Source organism: Pseudomonas putida, from assembly GCF_028682175.1.
Classification (GTDB): Bacteria; Pseudomonadota; Gammaproteobacteria; order Pseudomonadales; family Pseudomonadaceae; genus Aquipseudomonas; species Aquipseudomonas putida_AD.
In genome coordinates this window covers 88,117-102,160 of sequence record NZ_JANHKS010000007.1, presented here as the reverse complement: position 1 = coordinate 102,160, position 14,044 = coordinate 88,117, and the positions used below count along the sequence as shown (strand labels likewise).

The window sequence follows — 14,044 nt, the reverse complement described above, 5'->3', positions numbered from 1 at the left end:
AACGATCATTTGTAGGAGTGAGTTTGCTCGCGATTCGGTGTGTCAGTCAGCCCATGGGTTGGATGTGCCGACGTATCGCGAGCAAGCTCACTCCTACAGGTATTGCGTTGAAGCGTGAGCTGCGTTTAGCCGTGGTTCTTGCCCAACAGCGCGTGATACAGCTCGCTGTCGCCAAGAATGCCGACCAGCTGGTTGTTCTCTTGCAGCACCAGCTTGTTGCCGGTGTGGTAACGGATCTGCAGGGCTTCGCGCATGCCGATGTTCGAGTGCACGACCGTCGGTTTGCGACCCAGGTTTTCCACCGCCTGGCCCGGTTCCCAGCTTTGCAGGTCAACGGGCGCGCCGTGCTGATGCAGGCCTTTGATGGTGTTGCCGTCGGCCAGGTCGATCCACGAATCGTTGCCCGGATCCAGGCACACCTGGGAGCCGTTGATGCGGGTGCAATCGTTGATCGGGCGCATCAGGCTGCGACCGCACAGCACGTTCAGCGGGTTGGTGTGGGCCACGAAGGTACGCACGTATTCGTCCGCCGGGTTGAGCACGATCTCTTCCGGCACGCTGTACTGGATGATCCGGCCGTCCTTCATGATCGCGATACGGGTACCGAGCTTGAGGGCTTCGTCCAGGTCGTGACTCACGAATACGATGGTCTTGCTGAGTTTCTTCTGCAGTGCCAGCAGTTCATCCTGCAGGCCCTGGCGAATCAGCGGGTCGAGTGCCGAGAACGGTTCGTCCATCAACAGGATGTCGGCGTCCATCGCAAGTGCACGGGCCAGGCCCACACGCTGCTGCATGCCGCCGGACAGCTCGTCGGGCTTCTTGTTGCGCCACTGGGTCAGGCCCACCAGTTCGAGTTTCTCGTCCACCAGCTGGCGACGTTCTTTCTCCGGGCGACCCTGCATTTCAAGGCCGAAGCTGATGTTCTCGCGAACGGTCAGCCAGGGCATCAGCGCGAACTTCTGGAACACCATGGCGATACGCTTGGTGCGCATCATTTTCAGCTCTGCCGGTGTGCAGTTGGCGATGTTGATCTGCTTGCCTTCGTGCTCGACGAACAGTGATCCGCGGCTGACGGTGTTCAAGCCGTTGATGCAGCGCAGAAGGCTGGATTTGCCCGAGCCGGACAAGCCCATCAGTACGCAGATTTCACCCTTGTTGATTTCCAGGCTGGCTTTTTCCACGCCAACGATCTGGCCGGTTTTCTTCAGGATTTCTGGCCGCGCAAGGCCTTGATCCAACAGCTTGAGTGCCTCACGCGGGTCTTTGGAGAAGACAACGTCTACCTGGTCGAATTTGATGATGCTCATGCGTCAGCCCTCACTTTAGCGTCGGGTTGTTTGCAGATACGGTCGAGCATGATCGCCAGCAATACGATCGCCAGGCCCGCTTCGAAGCCCAGAGCGATATCAGCAGTGTTCAGTGCGTTGACCACGGGTTTACCCAGACCGTCGGCGCCAACCAGTGCTGCGATCACCACCATCGACAACGACAGCATGATGCACTGGGTGATACCGGCCGCGATGCTTGGCATGGCGTGGGGCAGTTCGATACGGGACAGCAGTTGACGACGGGAGCAGCCGAAGGCCTTGCCGGCGTCGAGCAGTTCTTGCGGGACATCGCAGATGCCCAGGTACGTCAGGCGGATCGGCGCTGCAATCGCGAAGACCACAGTCGAGATCAGGCCTGGCACCACGCCCAGGCCGAAGAGGGTCAGGGTTGGAATCAGGTAAACGAAAGTCGGGACGGTCTGCATCAGGTCAAGGACCGGGCGGATCGCGGTGTAGAACCACGGCTTGTGCGCCGCGACGATGCCCAGCGGCACGCCGATGACCACGCACACCAGGGTGGCGAACAACACCTGGGCGAGGGTTTCCATGGTTTCCTGCCAGTAACCCAGGTTCAGGATCAACAGGAAGGAGGCCACGACGAAGGCGGTCAGGCCCCATTTGCGCTGAATGAAATGAGCAAGCAGAGCAATCAGGCCGATCAGGACGAAAGGATTGAACCAGGTCAGACCTGCGGTCAGCCCGTGGATCATGGCTTCCAGTGACGAAGCGATGGCGTCGAAGGTGCTGGCGCCGTGTTGGGTCAGCCATTCGACAAAGCCGGCAATGTACTGGCCTAAGGGGATTTTATGATCAGTCAGCATGATATCGATTGTCCGCGTGCGGGATGAAAAGAGGACAGCAGGCGGGCGTGAACCCGCCTGGGTGTCTGTTTACTTAGTCAGCTCGGCTTTAGCGGCTTCCAGGCCAGGTTTACCGTCCACTGTGGTGACACCCGCCAGCCAGGTGTCGAGGATTTGCGGGTTCTTCTTCAGCCACGCCTTGGCGGCTGCATCAGGCTTCATCTTGTCGTCCAGGATGTTGCCCATCAGAGAGCTTTCCATTGGCAAGGTGAAGGACAGATTCTTGAGCAGTTGGCCAACGTTCGGGCACTCTGTGGCGTAGCCTTTGCGTACGTTGGTGTAGACCGTGGCCTGACCGAAGTTGGGGCCGAAGGAGTCGTCGCCGCCGGTCAGGTATTTGATCTTGAAGCGGGTGTTCATCGGGTGCGGTTCCCAGCCCAGGAACACGATGGCCTGATTGCGCTTGATGGCGCGGTCGACCTGCGCCAGCATGCCGGCTTCACTGGATTCGACGACCTTGAAGCCTGCATCCTTGAGGCCGAACTGGTTCTTGTCGATCACGCTTTGAATGGTGCGGTTGCCGTCGTTGCCTGGCTCGATGCCGTAGATCTGGCCTTTGAGCTCGTCCTTGAATTTGGCGATGTCGGCGAAGTCTTTCAGACCCTTGTTGTAGAGGTCTTCGGGAACGGCGAGGGTGTACTTGGCGTTTTCGAGGTTGGGACGGATGGTTTCGACGGTACCGGCATCGCGATAGGCCTTGATGTCGTTTTCCATCGTCGGCATCCAGTTGCCGAGGAACACGTCCATGTTCTTGCCATCGGCCAGCGACTTGTAGGTCACGGGCACGGAAATCATCGTGGTCTTGGTCTTGTAGCCCAGCGACTGGAGCACGGCGCTGGTCACGGCGGTCGTTGCGGTGATGTCGGTCCAGCCGACATCCGAGAAATTGACCATCTTGCATGCTGCCGGCTCTGCGGCCTGTGCCAGCATCGGCAGACTCAACGCGACGCCCAGCAACAGCTTTTGTGAACCTTTCATGGTTGGGACTCCTCAGGTGTTTTCTTCTCGTCATCAACCTTTTTGGCTGATGCGCTTTCTTGGTGTCGGCGAGTCAAAAGGGAAAACAGCTCTATCACTGCGTTGGCGATCGAGTCGCTAACGATCATGGAACAGCGAAAACCAAACGCCTACAGGGTGCGTCGTAACCAGTACAGAGGGAGTCGCATCCAGTGTGTGTGACGTCGCTTCCAGCTTTTTTCCCCGTTCGTCGACCGGCAGTTGGGCTAGAGAGCCGAGTGGCTTTACGGCAAAAAGTGTCGAAAACAGTGACAGGTTTTGTGGGGGACGTGCTCCTGTGCGCCAGCGTCGGGGCGCGGCGTTTGTGGGCATGATTGAGTCGGTTGTAGACGCCGCCCCTCGCGATAAAAGGCTGATGATGCCCCTATCTCGACGGACCGCAGCTAGAAGCGTAGCAGCTCCGTCGCCGGCCGCCTGGCGCGCCGGAAACCCCCTGTTTTCGGAGGCTTGCGGTTAATGGCTATCAGCGTTTTCGACCTGTTCAAAATCGGTATCGGACCTTCCAGCTCACACACCGTCGGCCCCATGCGTGCCGCAGCACTGTTCGTGCAGACCCTGCGTGAGCGCGACCTGCTGGCGCAGGTCAATCGTGTCGAAGTGCGGCTGTATGGCTCGCTGTCGGCCACCGGCGTCGGGCACGGCAGCGACAAGGCTGTCGTCATGGGCCTGATGGGTGAGTGGCCGGACGCAATCGACCCGACCCAGATCGACCAGCGCATCGCCGAGCTGCGTGAAACCGACACCCTGAAACTCAGCGGCGATCACCGCGTGACGTTCATCTGGCAGCGCGACATGCTGCTGCTCGACGAAAACCTGCCGTATCACCCCAATGCCATGCGCCTGATTGCCTTCTCCACCGAAGGCGAGATTCATCGCGACACCTATTACTCGGTCGGCGGCGGTTTCGTCGTCGATGAAGCCCAGGCCGCCAGCGGCGTGCTGGATGCGGACACCACCGTGCTGCCTTATGACTTCTCCAGCGCCGACGAACTGCTGCGGTTGTGCAAGCAACACGGCTTGCGGGTGTCGGAACTGATGCTGGCCAACGAGAAGGTGTGGCGCAGCGAAGAGGAAATTCGCGCAGGCCTGATGCGCCTGTGGCGTGCGATGCAGGACTGCGTGGACCACGGCCTGAAACATGAAGGCACGCTGCCAGGCGGCTTGAACGTTCGACGCCGCGCGGCGCGTCTGCATCGCAGCCTTCAGGAACTGGGCAAGCCGAATGTCATCGGCTCGACGCTCAACGCCATGGAATGGGTCAACCTGTTCGCCCTGGCGGTCAACGAAGAGAACGCCGCCGGCGGGCGCATGGTCACCGCGCCGACCAATGGCGCGGCGGGGATCATCCCGGCGGTGCTGCATTACTTCGTCAAGTTCAGTGATGAAGTCAGCGAAGCCAATGTGGTGGACTTCTTCCTCGGGGCAGCAGCCATCGGCATCCTGTGCAAGAAGAACGCCTCGATTTCCGGCGCCGAAGTGGGCTGCCAGGGTGAAGTCGGTTCGGCCTGTGCCATGGCCGCGGCCGGGCTGGCGGACATTCTCGGCGCCACGCCTGCACAGCTGTGCAACGCCGCCGAGATCGGCCTGGAGCACAACCTGGGCCTGACCTGCGACCCGGTCGCGGGGCTGGTGCAGGTGCCCTGCATCGAGCGCAACGCAATTGCGGCTGTGAAAGCCATCAACGCCGCCCAGATGGCCCTGCGTGGCGACGGCGAGCACTTCATCTCCCTGGACCGGGTGATCCGCACCATGCGCGACACCGGGGCCGACATGCACGACAAATACAAAGAAACGTCGCGCGGCGGGTTGGCGGTCAGCGCGGTGGAGTGTTGATTCGATCTATGGATGCTGACTGATCTGACGCTATCGCGAGCAAGCTCACTCCTACAGGGGAGTGGGCCGGGCGAAGATTGATGGACGACCCAAAACCTGTAGGAGTGAGCTTGCTCGCGATGGCGGTGCACCAGACCCACCCCGGTATCTGAAACACCCGCTGCTCGCTTTTAGCTCACGGCCTAGAGCCTTCGCCACGTTTTGGCGCGTGAACCCTGTGGCATAGCGCAACGCCATGCCACACCTGTGTAACCCCCACGACCGCCCGTCACCTGTGCATAGGGTGACACTCTCCTGTTGGCAAATATTTCGGCGTGTCACACAAGTGCTACCGATTTGCTCACCTCTCCAATGCCTGCGCGGCTTTTGAATCGATAGGTCGCTAACTGAACGGCCATGTCGCTCCCGAATAGACGCATCACGACGTCGCAAACGAGAGTAATTGAATGCTCATTCAACTTTAGGCATGGCATTTGCGTTGCAATAGGCATAGCTCTCCAGTGAGAGGGCAGAACAACAAGAGCCCTGATTGGGGCCATCAGCCGCTTTCGTGTGAGGAGATACTGTGATGACTTCGTTCAACTCCGGGGCCCAACCCCAGAACCGTGCGCCTCAATCCATCGGCTTCCTGCTGCTGGACAATTTCACACTGATCTCTCTCGCATCTGCGGTAGAGCCACTGCGCATGGCGAACCAGTTGTCCGGTCGCGAGCTGTATCGCTGGACCACCCTGAGTGTCGACGGTGGCCAGGTCTGGGCCAGCGACGGCCTGCAAATCACCCCGGATGCGGCCATGCACAAGGCACCGGTGCTGGACACCGTGATCGTCTGCGGCGGTGTCGGCATTCAACGCACCGTGACCCGCGAACACGTGAGCTGGCTGCAAAGCCAGGCTCGTCAATCCCGCCGCCTGGGCGCGGTGTGCACCGGCAGCTGGGCGCTGGCGTGCGCAGGCCTGCTGGACGGTTTCGATTGCAGCGTGCACTGGGAATGTCTGGCAGCGATGCAGGAAGCTTTCCCTCGCGTGGCCATGAGCACCCGCCTGTTCACCCTGGACCGCAACCGTTTCACCAGCTCCGGTGGGACCGCGCCGCTGGACATGATGCTGCACCTGATCAGCCGCGATCACGGCCGTGAACTGTCCGCCGCGATCTCGGAGATGTTCGTGTACGAGCGCATCCGTAACGAACAGGATCACCAGCGCGTGCCGCTCAAGCACATGCTCGGCACCAACCAGCCAAAACTGCAGGAAATCGTCGCGCTGATGGAGGCCAACCTCGAAGAGCCGATCGACCTCGACGAACTGGCGGTCTATGTCTCGGTTTCCCGCAGGCAGCTCGAAAGGCTGTTCCAGAAATACCTGCACTGTTCGCCATCGCGCTACTACCTCAAGCTGCGCCTGATCCGCGCGCGTCAGTTGCTCAAGCAGACGCCGATGTCGATCATCGAAGTGGCGTCGGTCTGCGGCTTCGTGTCCACGCCGCACTTCTCCAAGTGCTACCGCGAATACTTCGGCATCCCGCCGCGTGACGAGCGCGTAGGCTCCAACACCGCGCAACAGGTGGCGATGCTGCCGATTCCGCAGGCCATGGTCCTGGCGCCGCTCTCAGGCCCGCTGTCGGCGTTGAGCCAGGCGCGTAATGAGTCGACGTTTGCGAGTGTGAGGTTGTAAGGGAAGCGCAAGCCTCTTGTAGGAGCGCGCTTGCCCGCGACAGCGAAGTGTCAGTCATCAACGATGTTGGACATGGCGACGCCGTCGCGGGCAAGCGCGCTCCTACAGGGGAGTCAGTAAGTTTTGCTTTTGTTGTAGGTCGCCAACGCCGGCAGCAACTGCTGGTCAATGGCCTGGCGCACGGCCGGAAGGATGGTCGCGCCGCCACTCAACAGTCTTTCCACCAATTGACGCAATGCCCGGGCGCGGTCGTCGTTCAGGCCGCAGACGGCTTGGGCGCAGGCTTGTTCGGCAGTGGCCCCTGATGGCATTTCAAAGCCGATGGATCTGAGTTGACCGAGAAGATCGTCCTGGTCGATCAGGTCTGCATGCATCATGACGCTCGCTCCTTTTATTGGGGTTGGACCGATTCTGGTAGCGCGCCGCACGCTCGGCAATACCTGCCGTCGGCAATGTCTGGGATGCACATCAGTGTGTCGGTTTTGGCTATGTAACCGTTTAGTTAACTGGGCATAATGGCCCCATTCATACTTGCGCGGGCCATGGTTTGGTCACCCTCTAGCCCGCGCAACTCCCTCAACCCCGGTTTTGTAACGGCTTAACCGGGGATTTTTTTGCCCGGGTTTTTTGTCAGGCCCAATGGGCATGAGCGGTCTGCGCAGGCGCGGCGGTTTTGTTAAACTGCCCGGCCTTCCAGGAGCCGCCATGAACTACCGTCACGCCTTCCACGCCGGCAACCACGCCGACGTCTTGAAACACATCGTCCTGACTCGCCTGATCGCACTGATGTCGCGCAAGGAGCAGCCGTTCGCCTACCTCGACACCCACGCAGGGCTGGGCCTGTACGACCTGCAGGGCGACCAGGCCACGCGCACCGGTGAGTGGATCGAAGGGATCGGCCGCCTGTGGGACGCCGAAGACGTGCCGGCCATGGCCCAGGGCTATCTGGATGTGCTGCGGCACATGAACCGCAAGACCGGCGAGCTGCGCTACTACCCGGGTTCCCCGGAGCTGGCCCGGCGCCTGACTCGCGAGCAGGACCGCGTGCTGCTCAACGAGAAGCACCCCGAAGACGGCGCGCTGCTCAAGGACAACATGAAATACGACAAGCGCGTGGCCGTGCACCTGGGCGAAGGCTGGCATGTGCCCCGTGCCTTGCTGCCGGTGCAGGAAAAGCGTGCCGTGATGCTGATCGACCCGCCGTTCGAGCAACTGGACGAGATGAAGCGCTGCTCGGTGGCGCTCAAGGAAACCATCGGCCGCATGCGCCAGACCGTCGCGGCGATCTGGTACCCGATCAAGGACCAGCGCGCGCTCAAGCGTTTCTATCAGGAACTGGCCGAAACCGGCGCGCCCAAGCTGCTGCGTGTGGAGCTGCTGGTGCATCCGGTGGATACGCCCAACACCCTGACCGGCTCGGGCCTGGCGATTGCCAACCCGCCGTGGGGGCTGGAAGAGGAGCTGCGCGAGTTGCTGCCGTGGCTGGCCAAGACATTGGCGCAGACCGGTGGTGACTGGCGGCTGGATTGGTTGATTGCTGAAGCTTGAGTAAATCCCTTGGGTGTCCCCGATCCTTGTAGGAGTGAGCTTGCTCGCGATTGCGGTGTATCAGTCACCATTTTCGAACCTGACACATTGCAATCGCGAGCAAGCTCACTCCTACAGGGGATGTGGTGAGGCTTAAGGATTCAGGCTCGGTGGCATGCACACGCCGGTGCCGCCGATGCCGCAATAACCCTGCGGGTTTTTCGCCAGGTATTGCTGGTGATACGCCTCGGCGAAGTACACGGTCGGGGCCTGGTCGATTTCGGTGGTGATGTCGCCCAGGCCGGCCTTGGTCAATTCGGCCTGATACACCTGGGCGCTGGCTTTGGCTGCTTCCAGTTGTTCCGGGTTGGTGGCGTAGATCACCGAGCGGTACTGAGTGCCGATGTCATTGCCCTGGCGCATGCCCTGGGTCGGGTTGTGCAGTTCCCAGAACATCGCCAGCAACTCTTCGTAACTGACTTTCGCAGGCTCGTACACCACCAGTACCACTTCGCTGTGGCCGGTCAGGCCGGAGCACACTTCTTCATAAGTCGGGTTCGGCGTGAAGCCGCCCGCGTAGCCGACGACTGTGCTGACAACGCCATCACGTTGCCAGAAACGACGCTCGGCGCCCCAGAAGCAACCCAGGCCGAAAATCGCGAATTCGACGTCTTCAAAGAAGGGGCCGAGCAGCGGGGTGTCGTTGACGAAGTGCTTCTCCGGCAGGGCCATCGGTGTTTCGCGGCCCGGCAAAGCCTGCTGGGCGTTAGGCAGTTCAGTTTTGTTCACAAGAATTTCCGAGCGCAAGACCATGGGGCAAATCCTCAAGGGGCAGGATGACCGACAGGGTTTGTCAGTGAAAAAGGTATATGGGGGCAGCGATGACAAATCAAAGAACGGCAGTGTGCCGCACATCGCCTGGGTGGGGAAGGGGCGTCAGGCCTGGGAGGCTTTCGGGTAGCGGCGCAGCTTGCTGATGAGCTCTTCGCCGGGAATCGGCTTGTCGAACAGGTAGCCCTGGCCCACGTCGCAACGGTGGCGGCGCAGGAATGCCAGTTGCTCGGCGGTCTCGATGCCTTCGGCGACCACCGTCAGCTTGAGGTTGTGCGCCATGGCGATGACCGCCGAGGTGATTTCCATGTCGTCCTGGTCATCCGGAATGTCGCGGATGAAGCTGCGGTCGATCTTGATCACGTCGATGGGGAATTTCTTCAGGTAGCTGAACGACGAGTAGCCAGTACCGAAGTCGTCCATGGCCAGGGTCAGGCCCAGGGTTTTCAGCGATTCGAGTTGCAGGCGCGTGTCTTCGGTCGCCTCCAGCAACAGGCCTTCGGTCAGTTCCAGCTCCAGCAGCGACGGGTCGAGCTGTTCTTCGCGCAGGATATTGGCCAGGGAGCTGACCAACTCGGGGTCGGAGAACTGCTTGGGCGAGACGTTGATCGCCACGTGCAGCTTGCCGTAACCGGCGGCGGTCAGCTGCTTGCTCATGCGGCAAGACTGGCGCGCCACCCACTTGCCGATCGGGATGATCAGGCCGGTTTCTTCGGCGACGCTGATGAACTGGTCCGGGCGGATCATGCCCTTTTCCGGATGGTTCCAGCGCAGCAGCGCTTCCATGCCCAGCAAACGGCCCGTACGAAGGCACAGTTTGGGCTGATAGAAGACTTCCAGTTCGTTCTGGGTCAGGGCCCGGCGCAGGTTGTTCTCGACGAACAGCTTGTAGCTGGCTTCGGCGTTGAGCGCTTCGGTGAACACCTGTACCTGATGCTTGCCGTTGGCCTTGGCCTTGTGCAGCGCCAGGCCTGCGTTTTTCATCAGGGTCTGCGGATCGCGGCCGTGCAGGGGCGCGCAGGCCAGGCCCACGGAGCCGGTCACGCTGATCAACTGGTTATCGACGAACATCGGCTTGTCGAGGGTGGTCAGCACCTGGCTGGCAATGCGCTGGCCGTCTTCGGGGCCGGTGTCGTCCAGCAGCACGGCGAATTCGTTACTGGCGAAACGCGCCAGAATGCCGGTCGGGCTCAGGCTGTTGCGCAGACGTCGGGCCAGGCTGATCAGCAGCTTGTCGCCGGTCTGGTGGCCGAGGCTGTCGTTGATGCGCTTGAAGTTGTCGATGTCGACCAGCAGCAGGCTGATGGGCGTTTCGATGTCCCGGGCAAAATGCTCGTCCAGGGTGCGAATGAACGCCGGACGGTTGCCCAGGTTGGTCAGGTTGTCGGTGTACGCCAGGCGCTCGATCCGCTGCTGGGAGAGCTTGGCCTGGGTGATGTCTTCGTAGATGCCGATGTAATGGGTCAGCTCGCGGTTGTCACCGTAGACCTTGGAAATCGACAGCTGGCCCCAGTAGGGCTCCAGATTCTTGCGCCGGCTCTTGAACTCGCCCTGCCAGCTGTTGCTGGTCGCAAGGCTCGAGTTGGCATCGAGCAGCAAGGAACTCAGGTTTTCCAGCGCCGGCAATTCCGACAGGCGGTGGCCGTGGACTTCGTCGGCGCTGTACTGGGTAATCTCGGTGAAGCTTGGGTTGACGTATTCCACCACGCCGTCGCAATTGACCAGCAGAAAGGCGTTGGCGCTTTGCTCCACGGCCCGCTGGAACAGGTGCAGGGCGCTGGTGGCGGTACGGCGGTTGTGGTTGTTGATCGCGTGGGCGAACTGGTCGGCCAGCTCACCGGCGAAGGCGATCTCGTCCGCCTGCCATTCCCGTGGCGTGCCGGTCTGTTCCAGGCACAACACGCCCACCACGTGGCCATCGATGCGCACGCTGGCGTCGAGGATGGCGTTGATGTCGCGCGGCAGCAAGCGTTCGGCCAGCTCCCGGGTGCGCGGGTCCTGGGCCACGTCGTTGGCATCGATGGCGCGGCTGGTGTGCAGGGCGTCCAGGTAGCTGGGGAAATGGCTGATGTCGATCGGCGCGGGCTTGAGGTATTCGTCGGTCTCTCGCCGGTACTCGGCGATGGGTTCGAGGATCTTGCCGTTGAGGTTCCAGATCGCCGCCCGTGCGATGTCGTAGATTTCGCAGGCGTTCTTGGTGATCAACTCGGCGGCTTCCTGCAGCGAGTTGCTCGAACTGTAGCGGTGCCGCGCCAGGCGCAGGATCAGGCTCTGCTGGGCACGTACTCGCTCCAGGTGCTGCAACTGTTCGTACTGGGCGCGCTGGTTCAACTCAAGCGCCATTTGCAGGCGCGAGTTCTGGATTTCCAGGTCAGGTGTGAAGCTCAGGCCACTGGCTTCGAACACATCGTCGACCACCATCAGGTAGCCGCGCAACAGGTCGCGATTGTGCTGGCGATAGCCCTCACCGATTTCCATCAGACCCAAGGGGCCACGGGCGGTGTGCAGGGTGTAGCGGATCACGTAATGGGAATTGTTGGCCAGTTGCTGCGCGATGGCGTCGTGCAACTGGTAGCGGGCCTCGGGCTCCATCAGGCTGGCGTAGGGCGCACCAATGAGGGCGCACAGCTCGATGGCGGGCATGTCGAACTGCTTTTCGCAACTTGGGTCCAGGTACAGCATGGCCCAGCTGGGTTCATTCAGCCGCTCGAAACGCAGCATGCCGAGCCGCGAGGGCACCGGCAATTGCGTCACGACCTCGGCTGCCGATCGGGCGGCAGCATCAGGTTGGCTTTTCATGAAGGAACTCGCTTTAAGAGTACGGTCGCGCGTGGGCAAGGAGCCCATCGTTAAATCGCGTGTCGCAAGGTTGCATCATGGCGAACGGGCTGACAAGTGAGCGCGATGGCTTAGTGCTATAAATCTGTCGGCAAATCGGGGATTAACTGAAGGTTATTGGTCGGATTTGTCGGGAAAGAGGTGTAAGTGGTTGTTTTTGGTGCTTCTGGTTATCGGCAGCAATCCGAATCCCTGTAGGAGTGAGCTTGCTCGCGATAGCGGTGTGTCAGTTTGCATCTGAATAGCTGACCCGACGCAATCGCGAGCAAGCTCACTCCTACAGGTCGGTGTTGCCCATGTAACGGGCAAAAAAAGCCCCGCCATATGAGCGGGGTTGAGGTACGAGCGTGGCAGCTCGAAAAACAGCGAAGGCCCGTCTCGCGAGAAACGGGCCTTGTACGGCTTACAGCAGGATGGTGCGGATGTCGGCCAGCAGGTCGCCCAGACGCTTGGTGAAGCGGGCAGCTGCGGCGCCGTTGATCACGCGGTGATCGTAGGACAGCGACAGCGGCAGCATCAGGCGTGGCTGGAAGGCCTTGCCGTCCCAGACCGGTTGCATGGTGGCCTTGGACACGCCCAGGATCGCGACTTCCGGCGCGTTGACGATCGGCGTAAAGCCGGTGCCGCCAATGTGACCCAGGCTCGAGATGGTGAAGCAGGCGCCTTGCATGTCGTTGGCCGACAGCTTCTTGGAGCGCGCTTTTTCAGCCAGCTCGGCCGCTTCGGCTGCCAGTTGCAGCAGGCTCTTCTGGTCGACGTTCTTGATGACCGGAACCAGCAGGCCGTCAGGAGTATCCACCGCGAAACCGATGTGGAAGTACTTCTTGCGAATCACAGCCTTGCCGCTTGGCGCCAGGGAGCTGTTGAAGTCCGGCAGTTCCTTGAGCAGGTGCGCGATGGACTTGAGCAGCAGTGGCAGCACGGTCAGCTTGACGCCGGCTTTCTCGGCGACAGCTTTCTGCGCAACGCGGAAAGCTTCCAGGTCGGTGATGTCGGCCTGGTCGAACTGAGTGACGTGCGGAATGTTCAGCCAGCTGCGATGCAGACCGGACGCGCCCAGTTGCATCAGACGGGTCATCGGCACTTCTTCGATTTCGCCGAAACGGCTGAAGTCGACTTCCGGAATCGGCGGGATGCCCGCGCCGCCGGTAGCGCCGCCAGCAGCAGGCGCTTCCTTGGCCTTGGTCATCATGGCCTTGACGTAAACCTGCACGTCTTCTTTCAGCACGCGGCCGTGTGGACCGGTTGCGGTCACAGCGCTCAGCTCGACGCCGAACTCGCGGGCCAGCTGACGAACAGCCGGGCCTGCGTGAACCTTGGCGCCGTTGTTGGCTGGCGCAGCGGCAGGAGCAGGTGCTGCTTCAGCTTTCGGCGCTGGAGCTGCAGCCGGTGCTGCGGCAGGTGCTTCAGCCTTGGCCGGAGCCGGGGCAGCAGCAGGGGCCGGTGCAGCAGCAGGCGCAGCGCCGGCCACTTTCAGTTTCAGGATCAGGTCGCCAGTGCCGACTTCGTCTTCGACCTTGACACTGATGGCTTCGACTACGCCAGCGGCTGGAGACGGGATCTCCATCGAGGCTTTGTCGGATTCCAGGGTGATCAGCGATTGATCAGCTTCGATGCTGTCGCCCACCTTGACCAGCAGCTCGATGATGCGAGCCTTGCCCGACGAGCCGATGTCCGGCACGTGGATGTCTTGAACGGTTGCGGCCGCCGCAGGGGCAGGAGCAGCAGCTGGTTCCGGAGCAGCTGCTTGCGCAGGCTTTTCAGCCGCTGGCGCAGGTGCGGCAGCAGCAGGCTCGGCAGCAGGAGCAGCGGCGGCTTCGCCTTCCACTTCCAGCTCCAGCAGTTCGTCGCCTTCTTTCAGACGGTCGCCCAGCTTCACTTTCAGCGCCTTGACGATACCGGCCTTCGGCGCCGGGATTTCCATGCTCGCCTTGTCCGACTCCAGGGTCAGCAGGCTCTGGTCGGCTTCGATGCGATCGCCAACCTTGACGAACAGCTCAATGACTTCACCGTCACCGCTGCCGATGTCGGGTACACGAATTAACTCACTCACAATGTCTCTCCTCAGGAGAACCTGTTCACTCGACTGCGCTGGTGCACCAGCAACGAAACAGCCGGAGATGCTCATTTACCGAAGT

10 protein-coding genes are annotated in these 14,044 nt (G+C 61.1%); 3 read left to right on the top strand and 7 right to left on the bottom strand.

Annotated elements, in window-relative coordinates; translation table 11 throughout:
• Nucleotides 1–125: 125 nt before the first annotated feature.
• The 3 genes from choV to NPS29_RS07670 form a co-directional block, all read right to left on the bottom strand.
• On the bottom strand, nt 126–1,307 hold the full coding sequence (gene choV / locus NPS29_RS07680; RefSeq protein ID WP_274131753.1) for a choline ABC transporter ATP-binding protein: 1,182 nt from the start codon (nt 1,305–1,307) through the stop codon (nt 126–128).
• A complete protein-coding gene (choW, locus tag NPS29_RS07675) occupies nt 1,304–2,152 on the bottom strand; it encodes a choline ABC transporter permease subunit (RefSeq protein WP_274131817.1) in 849 nt (282 codons plus the stop codon). Before choW ends, choV begins: the two co-directional genes overlap by 4 nt.
• 66 nt (nt 2,153–2,218) lie before the next feature.
• The gene (locus NPS29_RS07670) at nt 2,219–3,166 is read right to left on the bottom strand and encodes a choline ABC transporter substrate-binding protein (RefSeq protein ID WP_274131752.1); all 948 of its coding nucleotides are present in this window, start codon (nt 3,164–3,166) and stop codon (nt 2,219–2,221) included.
• A gap of 495 nt (nt 3,167–3,661) precedes the next feature.
• On the opposite strand from NPS29_RS07670, the gene NPS29_RS07665 reads away from it, so the two are divergent.
• Complete coding sequence (locus tag NPS29_RS07665; RefSeq protein WP_274131750.1) at nt 3,662–5,038, top strand: L-serine ammonia-lyase; 1,377 nt, start codon at nt 3,662–3,664, stop codon at nt 5,036–5,038.
• Between the two features lie 568 nt (nt 5,039–5,606).
• Nucleotides 5,607–6,710, top strand: a complete 1,104-nt coding sequence (locus NPS29_RS07660) for a GlxA family transcriptional regulator (RefSeq protein ID WP_274131748.1) — start codon at nt 5,607–5,609, stop codon at nt 6,708–6,710.
• 113 nt (nt 6,711–6,823) lie between these two features.
• Here NPS29_RS07660 and NPS29_RS07655 read toward each other — a convergent pair whose 3' ends face one another.
• Nucleotides 6,824–7,087, bottom strand: coding sequence for a hypothetical protein (locus tag NPS29_RS07655; RefSeq protein ID WP_274131746.1), 264 nt, complete (start codon nt 7,085–7,087; stop codon nt 6,824–6,826).
• A gap of 328 nt (nt 7,088–7,415) precedes the next feature.
• Between NPS29_RS07655 and NPS29_RS07650 the strand changes: the two genes are divergently transcribed.
• A complete protein-coding gene (locus NPS29_RS07650) occupies nt 7,416–8,258 on the top strand; it encodes a 23S rRNA (adenine(2030)-N(6))-methyltransferase RlmJ (RefSeq protein WP_274131744.1) in 843 nt (280 codons plus the stop codon).
• A gap of 132 nt (nt 8,259–8,390) precedes the next feature.
• Here the strand turns inward: NPS29_RS07650 and msrA are convergent, their stop codons facing one another.
• From msrA to aceF, 3 genes are all read right to left on the bottom strand, one after another.
• On the bottom strand, nt 8,391–9,050 hold the full coding sequence (msrA, locus tag NPS29_RS07645; protein ID WP_274131742.1) for a peptide-methionine (S)-S-oxide reductase MsrA: 660 nt from the start codon (nt 9,048–9,050) through the stop codon (nt 8,391–8,393).
• A gap of 123 nt (nt 9,051–9,173) precedes the next feature.
• The gene (locus NPS29_RS07640; RefSeq protein ID WP_274131741.1) at nt 9,174–11,867 is read right to left on the bottom strand and encodes a sensor domain-containing phosphodiesterase; all 2,694 of its coding nucleotides are present in this window, start codon (nt 11,865–11,867) and stop codon (nt 9,174–9,176) included.
• Between the two features lie 442 nt (nt 11,868–12,309).
• Complete coding sequence (gene aceF, locus NPS29_RS07635; RefSeq protein ID WP_274131740.1) at nt 12,310–13,959, bottom strand: dihydrolipoyllysine-residue acetyltransferase; 1,650 nt, start codon at nt 13,957–13,959, stop codon at nt 12,310–12,312.
• Nucleotides 13,960–14,044 lie beyond the last annotated feature (85 nt).

Coding starts and splice junctions, on each gene's coding strand:
- choV (WP_274131753.1), bottom strand. CDS start 1,307: ATGAGCATCATCAAATTCGACCAGGTAGACGTTGTCTTCTCCAAAGAC.
- NPS29_RS07670 (WP_274131752.1), bottom strand. CDS start 3,166: ATGAAAGGTTCACAAAAGCTGTTGCTGGGCGTCGCGTTGAGTCTGCCG.
- NPS29_RS07665 (WP_274131750.1), top strand. CDS start 3,662: ATGGCTATCAGCGTTTTCGACCTGTTCAAAATCGGTATCGGACCTTCC.
- NPS29_RS07660 (WP_274131748.1), top strand. CDS start 5,607: ATGACTTCGTTCAACTCCGGGGCCCAACCCCAGAACCGTGCGCCTCAA.
- NPS29_RS07655 (WP_274131746.1), bottom strand. CDS start 7,087: ATGATGCATGCAGACCTGATCGACCAGGACGATCTTCTCGGTCAACTC.
- NPS29_RS07650 (WP_274131744.1), top strand. CDS start 7,416: ATGAACTACCGTCACGCCTTCCACGCCGGCAACCACGCCGACGTCTTG.
- msrA (WP_274131742.1), bottom strand. CDS start 9,050: ATGGTCTTGCGCTCGGAAATTCTTGTGAACAAAACTGAACTGCCTAAC.
- NPS29_RS07640 (WP_274131741.1), bottom strand. CDS start 11,867: ATGAAAAGCCAACCTGATGCTGCCGCCCGATCGGCAGCCGAGGTCGTG.